We start from the raw sequence: 9278 nt of genomic DNA, 5'->3' as shown, positions 1-9278 counted from the left end.
ATACTGAAAGAGAGTCCCTCATTTAGCAACTCAAGAACACTCTGCACAGTGATGCGCGTCCCTTCTATGCAGGGCTTCCCAAAATGAATTTGAGGGTTAACAGAAATTTTATACATTGTTGTCACCTAGTCGTAAGATGCCTTTATTTTAGATCACATTGCACAAAAAAAGCCGTATAACTTGGCCGTTATGCCGACCAGCGAGTCAAGTGCGATCGTTCCGATCGTAGGGTGCGTTAGTGTGATCGCTGATCTTGTAGGGTGCGTTAATGAAATGTAACGCACTAATTCCCTCGCAAACCCTCAAAATAAAGCTCAAATGCGATAGAGTGAGGGACAAATAAAATTCAGAAAGTGCTGTGAGGGAAACCGTCTATATTGAAACCAGCGTTATTGGTTATCTGACAGCCAGATCGACCAAAAACTTGGTTATTGCTGGGAATATCGAAACGACAAGGGACTGGTGGCAAAATCGCCGTAATGATTTTGTTCTCTAGATTTCACAGGTTGTTTTAGATGAAGTCGCTAAGGGAGATACAGAGATTGCTTTGAAAAGGTTAGAAATTGTCAATGAAATGCCTTTGGTTGAACTCAATCAAGCTGTACGCAACTTGGCAGCCCAGTTTCTTATACGAAGCAACCTTCCTGCCAAAGCTTCTGATGATGCGGTTCACATTGCTGCGGCGACTGTCCACGGGCTAGATTACTTGTTAACATGGAACTGTAAACATATTGCCAACGCTCAAATTCAGAGGAAGTTGGCAGAGCTCAGTCTTGATTTGGGATACGAGTTACCCATAATTTGTACTCCTTACGAACTTTTAGGAGATTATAACGATGTGGCAAGATGACATTTTAGATGAAATTCATAAATTTCGAGAAGAACACGCTAAATCCTTTAACTACGATTTGGATGCAATGTTTGTAGATTGGCAAAAAAGACAAGCAGAAAGTGGCAGGCAGGTAGTCAGCTTACCACCAAAGCAAGGTCTAACAAGTCGTTGGAGCCGACCAAAACAGGATGAACCACAAGAATCTCAAATCTAATCTTGGCGGCTCAACTTAGCCGTTATGCCGACCAGCGAGTCAAGTGCGATCGTTCCGATTGTAGTGATCGCCAATCTTGTAGGGTGCGTTTATGAAATGTAACACACCTTATCTAATGTTCAAAATTCGTGCGTTACGCTGACGCTAACACAGGCTATATCATATCGATCGCCAAGATTAAGTGATTGCCAAAGCGATCGGGTATAACACAGTGCGATCATTCTGATCGTTAATTAATGAAATGTAAAGCATCTTTTGATACTAAACTTAAGTTTTGAAGTGGAGTAGTAAGTGTTGTTTAGATGCAATTTGAATGGAATCCGGACAAAGCAAACTCAAACTGGAAAAAGCATGGTGTTTCATTCAACGAGGCATCTACTGTTTTCAACGATCCTTTATCTATAACATTCCCTGATCCAGATCATTCCTATGGTGAGGAGCGTTACGTTATCATTGGATTATCAAATGCTAATCGCATCCTGATAGTCCCTCATACAGATCGAGCAGATCGAGTTCGGATTATCAGCGCACGAGAGGCAACCCGAAATGAGCGGAGATTTTATCAAGATGGAGAGTAATCACGAGCTAGAAGACGACTCAAGACCTGAGTATGACTTTAGCAAGATGCAGGGTGGTGTTAGAGGAAAATATGTCGAACGCTACAGAGCAGGAACAAATATAGTATTACTAGATCCAGATGTTGCTCAAGCATTTCCAACCAGTGACTCGGTTAATGAGGCACTTCGACTACTCATGCAAATCGCCCAAAGGCACAAGTCTAACAATGCGTTGGAGCCGACTTCTCAAATGTGATCTTCAAAAGCTGTAGGGTGCGTTCCCTAATGCAGGATTTTTGGGAACGCACCCTGCACATTGATGGAAGTCGTTAGACCGCTTCAATTTTAGGGTAATAGTTGCTAAAGTCCGCTAACTTCACCGGTGAAGCCACCTAGGCAGAGGTTTTTGATCGCTAAAAAATTCTTTCTTCTCCATAAAAACGATAAAATCTCTATTCTGCAAGCATAAAGAGGCTTCAGGCAAATTTAAAGGCACATTTAAGCCGTATAAATCGAATATTTCCAGTTTTTTCAGCTAATCAAGCCATTAATGGCTTGATTTCTTTGCATCTAACCCAAACAGTATAATTTTTTCTTCGATGTATTGAAAATGTTTTTTATTTCATATAAAATACAATCTCAGAGAAAATACCTAGCAATCTCCCATAAATAAACAAAGGAGCCGATGACATCGTGATCCCTGATCCTAGATCCTCAAAACCGAAAACCCTCTTACCCTTTATTTCTCTAGCTACGGCTGCCGTCGTCACAACGGGAATCGGACTAACTTTTAGTCCCCTATCGGCATCGAGTAAGCTGCTGGCAAGTCCGGATAAACAGCAAGCTAAACAACAAACCGTGGAAATCACCCTAGTTTCCTACGCAGTGACTCAATCGGCCTACTCAAAAATCATTCCTCTATTCGTCAACAAATGGAAAAGAGAGAAAAAACAGGATGTGGTGATTAAACAGAGTTATGGTGGCTCTGGTTCCCAAACTCGCGCTGTTATCGACGGATTAGATGCAGATGTGGTAAATTTGGCCATCGGTTCCGATGTGGAACGCTTGCAAAAAGCGGGTTTAGTTAACCCCGGTTGGCAGAAAGAATTACCCAATAACGCCATCGCCACTCGTTCCGTGGTAGCTTTAGTTACTCGTCAGGGCAATCCCAAAGGAATCCGCAACTGGCCAGATCTAGCCAAATCGGGGATTAAAGTCATTACTGCCAACCCGAAAACCTCTGGGGTGGCCCGGTGGAATTTTCTGGCTCTCTGGGGATCGGTAACTCGGACCGGCGGCAATGAAGCACAAGCGACCAATTTCGTCCGCAATGTCTATAAAAACGTGCCTGTACTACCCAAAGATGCCCGGGAAGCCAGCGATGTCTTCTTTAAACAGAATCAGGGGGATGTGCTGCTTAACTACGAAAACGAGGTAATTTTGGCCCGTCAAAAGGGACAAACCAGTTTTTCCTATACTATTCCTCCGGTCAATGTTTCGATCGATCCGCCCGTGGCCGTAGTGGATAAAATAGTTGATAAACGCAAAACCCGGGAAGTAGCGACAGCTTTTGCCCAATTTCTCTTTACTCCGGAAGCGCAGCGGGAATTCGCCAAGGTGGGTTTCCGTCCCGTTAATGCTAATGTGGCTAAAGAGTTTAGTAAACAATACCCAAAAGTGTCGAATCTGTTCCCCTATACGGCGATCGGTAGTTGGGATGCGATCCAGAAAAAATTCTTCGCTGATGGGGCGATTTTTGACCAAATTCAGCGTTAATTAGTAGTAGGCCGTCAGCTGTCAGCTAAGTAAGTGGTTCTGATTAATTGATCCCCCCTTAATCCCCCCTTAATAAGGGGGGTGCCGATCCCCCCTTAATCCCCCCTTAATAAGGGGGGCATCTGACAATTTTCAACACCTACTTACTTAGATAGCTGATGGCAAAAAAAACAAAGCTGATAGTTAGTAACTAAAAAAAGATGTATCTACTTGACAAAATCAAAAACGGAAGCTTGGTATTGATCGGTTACTTATTATCGCCCCTGTGTTGGTGGAACGATCTAATTTTTAATCTGCCGATCGCCTACGGTTTCGGTCGTTTAATTGCTTGCTTACACGCCGATTTTTTTCTACCCGCGGCCATGGTTGGTTATTGGTTATCTAATCTTGTGGGAATTCTGCTAATGCAATTCGGAACGAAAGAATTAATCGGTGGAGAGAAAGAAGAACGCCATTGGCAAAAAGAATTAAGAAATGGATTACTTTCCTCGACAGTTTACACTTTAGTTATTCTGGTCTTAATTCATTTTCAGGTATTAGAAATGCCCCTGTTATCATCGATCGCCACTTTTTCCCCGTGATTCCCAAAACTTACTTAAACAATAGCTTAATTTTCTTGGTTATCTTGTTAACATCGCTAACTTTTACGGATTTAGCGATCGCTATTCGCCAGCAGCCGCAAGGATTTGCTTGGGAAAAATCCCTGCTGCTATCTATTCATCAAACCGCTAATTTAAACCTAAATTTTTTGGCCATAAAACTAACGAGATTAGGCACTTATTGGGGAGTAGCCCCGATACTAACAATTTCACTGCTGATTTTTGCCCTAAAAAAATACTGGTATGGGTTTGCTTATCTCCTTGTGACCATGGCGGGAGGTTGGGCTATTAGTTATAACCTCAAGATGCTTTTTCGTCGGAATCGCCCGCAATTTTGGCAGTTATTTTATCCCTTACCCCACGATTTTTCCTTCCCTAGCGGCCATGCTTTATTTAGTTCCCTGTTAGTCATTTCTTTACTGATTTTATCTTGGAGAACGCGCTGGTTTTTCGGGGTAGTTTTACTGGGGATTCCCTTCGTCTTGGTTATTGCTTGGACTCGTCTTTATTTAGGAGTTCACTTTCCTAGTGATATCCTTGCCTCTTGGCTTTTAGCGCTCGCTTGGTCTCTCCTAGTTCATATCTGGTGGCAACAGTTATTAAAGACACCCAAGGCGATCAGGAAATAAGGAGAAATTAATAATTAGGGTTGGCTGAATATCAGTGAAAGCTTTGCTAGAAACCGGTTTAGGGACTTTTGTTTTCAGGAAAAGTGCCAAAGACAAACGTTGATAAATCGATCCGAGGGACTCAAAATCCTTGCACTTTCCGAAGGCGATTGCAAAGGGTTCCGCTTCTCAGTGTGCGAGGTTATTCTGTTATTCTGACTTCCCTTCCTGACTCCTGACTCCTGACTCCTGACTCCTGACTCCTGACTCCTAACCCCACCAACAAACTTTTTTAGCAAACCCTAATTAGTTGACCGACTTGCTGCCCAAAAAAAATATCACGTTATACCTAAATTTTTGGAAAAAGCTAATCAAAGCCCTATAGTAATTATCGTTTGATATTCGTCGCTGACACTGAATCATGAAACCAAAAATGCCTAAAGGGAAGGGTCTATCCCTGGGACGGTTTCAAAGCCGTCCCCTTGCTTTTCTCACTTTAGTTCTTCTCTGCATTTTAACCTTTACCTTAGCACCGTCATCGCCCCTGATGGCCACGTCTAAATCTGAGACTAAGATAGACTTTGTATCGCCGGTTTGGGTAACACAAAATCTCAACGATCCGAAGTTAAAAATTCTCGATGTGCGGATTAATCCTTTGGAATATATCACCGGTCATTTACCGAAAGCGGTGAATATAGCCGATAATAATTTTCGCGGTCCAAACGGATTTTTGCCGGTTCAATATTGGCAAGAGGATAAAATTGGCAGCCTCTTTGCCGCTGCGGGAATCACTAATGGCGATCGAGTGGTAGTATATTCCGATGGTCGCGATGTCTTGGGGGCAACCATGGTCGCTTATTTATTAGAGCGATCTGGTTTCCGAGATGTGGCCGTCTTAGATGGTGGTTTTAAGGGTTATAAGGCTTCTGAACAGAAGGTAACGAAAGAATTCCCTAAATATCAACCAGGGAGCTTTACTGTCCGTGATAATCCCTCGATTCGGGTGACTTTGGCAGAAGTAGAGAAATTGATCGGCAAACCCGATGTGGTTTTTATCGATCCTAGACCGGAAGAACTTTTTCAGGGAAAACAGGATATCTGGCTGAGAAATGGTCATATTCCGGGGGCGAAAAATATACCCTGGCCGACTTTTACGGAAGCGAATAATCCCGATGAATCTCTGAAAAATCCCCATAAATTGAAATCTTTAGACGAAATCAGGAAGATTCTTGCCCAACGCAACATCAAGCCCTCGGATAATATTATTGTCAGTTGCAGTACCGGACGGGAAGCGACTTTACAGTATGTTGTCCTCAAACATCTGCTCGGTTATCCCAAGGTGCGAATTTATGAGGGTTCTTGGACAGAGTACAGTACCACAGATCTGCCCGTCGCTACTGGGCCAGAAAAAGCGGTCTGAAGTCAAGTTTGTCGGTCTATACTCGTTGTGTTTAACCATCTTGCCCAAGATGGTTTTTTTGTTGGGGTGGGTTCCCGAGTAGGGCTAAGTTAGACGGACGTAAAAAAACCTCGGCGCTCATCCCGAGGTGAATTTAGGAGATTTGAGCTTATTTTGATGTGAAGTTGACGTAAATTAGCTAAGGGCGTTGATCACATAATCAATGTAGGAATTAGCTTCTACAGCAGCATCCCCACTTAATCCGTGATTGGTTTTGATGTATTTTAAGGCTTCGATATACCAGCTAGGAGATAGTTCAAAGGCACTATTAATTTCACTCAAACCGGCGACCAGATATTCATCGATCGGGCCTGTACCCCCTACCACGAGGGCATAGGTGATAATTCGGATATAGTAGCCGATATCGCGAACGCACTTGGATTTCCCCCGCTCATCGTAGGCATAGTTCGGCCCCTGGAGTTGGGTGGTGTAGGGAAATTTTTGATAGACAGCGTTGGCTGCTTCTTGGGCTAAACTGGGGGCTTTTTGGGCGAGGATTTTTACCGCTTCTAGGGTGATGGCGGCTTGACGGAAACGACCGAAGGCTACTTGTAATTCAGCACTGCTGAGAAAACGGCCTTGGGAATCGGCAGTAGCCACCGCTTCGGTTAAAGGTGTCTTGGTCATCGATGGAATTGCTCCTACAAAAGTTTAATCGGATTGAGATAAGAAAGTCACAGCATCAGGAAACTGCCGCCGCCGCTCGATCGAAGTAAGAAGCGACTTCTGCTAGTAAAGAACTGCAATCCCCGCGAGTGATCCCGTTGGGATCGGCTGCTAGGGCAAGGGAAGCGTCTTTGAGCTTGAGAATTCCGGCCGCAACAGAAGCTCCCGGAACTCCCAGGGCGACGTAGGTTTCCCGGAGACCGTTCAAGGCGCGATCATCGAGGATGCTGGCATCGCCGGTGAAGGTGGCATAGGTAACGTAGCGCAGGATAATTTCCAAATCCCGCAAGCAGGCGGCGGCACGACGGTTTGTATAGGCGTTGCCACCGGGGGCAATTAAAACGGGCTGTTCTGAAAACAAACTACGCGCGGCATCGGTAACGATCGCAGAAGAATTACTGGAAAGACGATTGACCACATCCACGCGTTTATTACCATCTTTGACGAAGGCAATTAGGGCATTGACTTGATTCTCGCTCAGGTATTCCCCGCGGGTATCGGCCTGAGAAACGACTTTGGCAAAGGCATCTAACACCATAGTTTTCATCTCCTATAATGATGATTGGTTTCGGCAAAATATCGAGGTTGATTTCTCTGGCTTTTCTTTATTTTTTCCGATAAAGTATCTAGGAGTTTTTTTCTTGGAACTATACTATCGTCCTTGAAAAAAGTTTTACTCTCCCTTGGCCAGATTTTTTTGTATATCGAGGAACAATTCTTGTTAATTGAATTTAGCCTTGATAGGCACTTCCAGACATACTTCGTTTTTGCCATGAATTACTTTATAGACCATATTTCTACCTTTATTTATTAAAAATTGTTTCTTAAAAAAACAGCAAAAAAATAATTTTTTAGGATAAATCTCAGAAAACTTTCTTAAATGTGTAACCCTATACTAAGAAAAAGTATCGCTATTTTCATCTCTCTAATAATTCCTTTAAGTTGTTTAAAGAAATGTGCTTTTATATACTAATAATAATTAACTAAATTAAGAGAAATTTACCAAGATGATTTTACCGATTGTGCTTCGATATACAAAAAAAGTGGCAAGGCAAAAAAATCGACAGGGATAATCCCCGCCGACGTTGTGATCAGAGATGCCAACACCAGCATTTTGCAGTGTACTCCGACTTAAAAAGTATTGTAAAACATCTTAAATACATATATAATCAAAAATAGCCAACAAGTATAAAGCAAGTGGGATTATGCCGATCGCAAGAGACATCACCCAATTGGTAGGACGGACACCCCTAGTTCAACTGAATCGAATCCCAGTAGCAGAGGGAGTAAAAGCCCGCATCGTCGTCAAACTGGAAAGTATGAACCCCGCCGCCTCGGTTAAGGATCGCATCGGTGTCAGTATGGTGGAGGACGCTGAAGCCGCCGGACTAATTCACCCCGATAAAACAATTCTGGTGGAACCCACTTCCGGCAATACCGGCATCGCCCTGGCCATGGTGGCGGCGGCCAAAGGCTATCGCTTAGTCCTGACTATGCCCGAAACCATGAGTTTAGAACGACGGGCAATGTTAAAAGCTTACGGGGCGCAATTAGAATTAACCCCGGGTAGCCAAGGCATGAAAGGAGCGATCGCCAGGGCCGAGGAAATAGTCGAAAATACCCCCAACGCCTATAGTTTGCAACAGTTCCGCAACCAGGCTAACCCGAAAATTCACCGAGAAACCACCGCCGAAGAAATCTGGGCCGATACCGATGGTCTGGTAGATATCGTTATCGGTGGCGTGGGAACCGGGGGAACCATTACCGGTATTGCCGAAACCATTAAACCCCGTCGTCCCCAATTTCAAGCGATCGCAGTTGAACCCTCTAATAGTCCCGTGTTATCGGGAGGACCCCCAGGACCGCACAAAATCCAAGGCATCGGGGCCGGTTTTATCCCGGCAATTTTCCGACCGGAATTAATCGATGAGGTGATTATCGTCGATGATACGGACGCTTTCGCCTACGCGCGACGGTTAGCTCGTCAGGAGGGACTACTATCGGGCATCTCGGCCGGGGCTGCTTTATGGGCGGCGATTCAAGTGGGCAAAAGACCCGAAAACGAAGATAAATTAATCGTCATGATTCAGCCTAGTTTTGGGGAACGTTACCTCAGCACGGCCCTGTTTAAAGACCTCGAAGATATCGACTAATAGGACAATAAATCGATGGAATTTGCAACGAGGGCGATTCATGGGGGGCAAGAACCAGACTCTAGCCATGGGGCGGTAACGGTTCCCATTTATTCCACTTCCACCTATAACACCAGCTTTACTAGGATTATCGATCGGGATCGAGAATAGAAACGATTTAAAGCGGGATATGGAAAAGGCCTTGATTAGTTAGGCGAAGTTTTTATCTCATTTGATGGGTTAAGCAATGTTTTTTGACTCGGAAGATTGGCAAACGATTATTTTTCGGCTCAGTATAGACCTCCTGCAAAAGTCTTATTCAGCTACTTGATTATAGCCTAAAGCAAGTTCGTAGTTGTAAATGCCAGCGATTAAATTAAATCTCAGACCAAAACGTCGTCTCCGATTCCTGTATCTTGATGATAAAATTCTAAA

At 43.9% G+C, this 9278-nt stretch carries 12 protein-coding genes and 2 pseudogenes; 10 read left to right on the top strand and 4 right to left on the bottom strand.

Translation table 11 applies throughout. The features are described 5' to 3' along the window. Positions 1–116, bottom strand: a 116-nt coding sequence (locus O9323_RS06610; RefSeq protein WP_288124861.1) for a DUF433 domain-containing protein, incomplete at its 3' end; no start/stop codon positions are given. Between the two features lie 242 nt (positions 117–358). Here O9323_RS06610 and O9323_RS06605 point away from each other — a divergent pair. From O9323_RS06605 to O9323_RS06570, 8 genes and pseudogenes are all read left to right on the top strand, one after another. Beyond that, a pseudogene (locus O9323_RS06605) lies at positions 359–850 on the top strand (type II toxin-antitoxin system VapC family toxin). After that, positions 837–1046, top strand: a complete 210-nt coding sequence (locus O9323_RS06600) for a hypothetical protein (protein WP_002732654.1) — start codon at positions 837–839, stop codon at positions 1044–1046. The pseudogene O9323_RS06605 and the gene O9323_RS06600 overlap by 14 nt, the downstream one beginning before the upstream one ends. A 302-nt stretch (positions 1047–1348) precedes the next feature. Continuing rightward, complete coding sequence (locus O9323_RS06595) at positions 1349–1624, top strand: BrnT family toxin (RefSeq protein WP_002803123.1); 276 nt, start codon at positions 1349–1351, stop codon at positions 1622–1624. Then, positions 1593–1859 carry a hypothetical protein gene (locus O9323_RS06590; protein WP_002803124.1) on the top strand — a complete coding sequence of 89 codons (267 nt, stop codon included), beginning with the start codon at positions 1593–1595 and terminating at the stop codon, positions 1857–1859. Before O9323_RS06595 ends, O9323_RS06590 begins: the two co-directional genes overlap by 32 nt. A 437-nt stretch (positions 1860–2296) precedes the next feature. Beyond that, complete coding sequence (locus O9323_RS06585; protein WP_288124860.1) at positions 2297–3379, top strand: sulfate ABC transporter substrate-binding protein; 1083 nt, start codon at positions 2297–2299, stop codon at positions 3377–3379. Between the two features lie 200 nt (positions 3380–3579). Beyond that, the gene (locus tag O9323_RS06580) at positions 3580–3960 is read left to right on the top strand and encodes a DUF7980 family protein (RefSeq protein ID WP_149107038.1); all 381 of its coding nucleotides are present in this window, start codon (positions 3580–3582) and stop codon (positions 3958–3960) included. Continuing rightward, the gene (locus tag O9323_RS06575) at positions 3957–4607 is read left to right on the top strand and encodes a phosphatase PAP2 family protein (RefSeq protein ID WP_288124859.1); all 651 of its coding nucleotides are present in this window, start codon (positions 3957–3959) and stop codon (positions 4605–4607) included. The genes O9323_RS06580 and O9323_RS06575 overlap by 4 nt, the downstream gene beginning before the upstream one ends. 400 nt (positions 4608–5007) lie before the next feature. Further along, on the top strand, positions 5008–6006 hold the full coding sequence (locus O9323_RS06570; protein WP_149107036.1) for a sulfurtransferase: 999 nt from the start codon (positions 5008–5010) through the stop codon (positions 6004–6006). 174 nt (positions 6007–6180) lie between these two features. Here the strand turns inward: O9323_RS06570 and cpcA are convergent, their stop codons facing one another. Next, positions 6181–6672 carry a C-phycocyanin subunit alpha gene (gene cpcA / locus O9323_RS06565; RefSeq protein WP_002732914.1) on the bottom strand — a complete coding sequence of 164 codons (492 nt, stop codon included), beginning with the start codon at positions 6670–6672 and terminating at the stop codon, positions 6181–6183. Between the two features lie 55 nt (positions 6673–6727). Next, complete coding sequence (gene cpcB / locus O9323_RS06560) at positions 6728–7246, bottom strand: C-phycocyanin subunit beta (RefSeq protein ID WP_187602881.1); 519 nt, start codon at positions 7244–7246, stop codon at positions 6728–6730. 670 nt (positions 7247–7916) lie between these two features. Between cpcB and cysK the strand changes: the two genes are divergently transcribed. Continuing rightward, entirely contained in the window at positions 7917–8864 is a 948-nt protein-coding gene (gene cysK / locus O9323_RS06555; protein WP_288124858.1) for a cysteine synthase A, read from the top strand. Positions 8865–8879: 15 nt separating this feature from the next. Beyond that, on the top strand, positions 8880–9014 hold the full coding sequence (locus O9323_RS06550; RefSeq protein ID WP_228051289.1) for a PLP-dependent transferase: 135 nt from the start codon (positions 8880–8882) through the stop codon (positions 9012–9014). Between the two features lie 144 nt (positions 9015–9158). Here the strand turns inward: O9323_RS06550 and O9323_RS06545 are convergent. Next, positions 9159–9278 (bottom strand): annotated as a pseudogene (locus tag O9323_RS06545) (IS5/IS1182 family transposase); the annotation flags it as partial.

The sequence above is a fragment of the Microcystis sp. LE19-131.1A genome, assembly GCF_027532015.1.
Classification (GTDB): domain Bacteria; phylum Cyanobacteriota; class Cyanobacteriia; order Cyanobacteriales; family Microcystaceae; genus Microcystis; species Microcystis ichthyoblabe_A.
The sequence above is the reverse complement of the archived record's forward strand: the minus strand, read 5'-3'. Positions and strand labels throughout refer to the sequence as shown.

Excerpts from the sequence above, each read along its gene's own strand:
- O9323_RS06600 (WP_002732654.1), top strand. The coding sequence starts at position 837 with ATGTGGCAAGATGACATTTTAGATGAAATTCATAAATTTCGAGAAGAA.
- O9323_RS06595 (WP_002803123.1), top strand. The coding sequence starts at position 1,349 with ATGCAATTTGAATGGAATCCGGACAAAGCAAACTCAAACTGGAAAAAG.
- O9323_RS06590 (WP_002803124.1), top strand. The coding sequence starts at position 1,593 with ATGAGCGGAGATTTTATCAAGATGGAGAGTAATCACGAGCTAGAAGAC.
- O9323_RS06580 (WP_149107038.1), top strand. The coding sequence starts at position 3,580 with ATGTATCTACTTGACAAAATCAAAAACGGAAGCTTGGTATTGATCGGT.
- O9323_RS06570 (WP_149107036.1), top strand. The coding sequence starts at position 5,008 with ATGAAACCAAAAATGCCTAAAGGGAAGGGTCTATCCCTGGGACGGTTT.
- cpcA (WP_002732914.1), bottom strand. The coding sequence starts at position 6,672 with ATGACCAAGACACCTTTAACCGAAGCGGTGGCTACTGCCGATTCCCAA.
- cysK (WP_288124858.1), top strand. The coding sequence starts at position 7,917 with ATGCCGATCGCAAGAGACATCACCCAATTGGTAGGACGGACACCCCTA.
- O9323_RS06550 (WP_228051289.1), top strand. The coding sequence starts at position 8,880 with ATGGAATTTGCAACGAGGGCGATTCATGGGGGGCAAGAACCAGACTCT.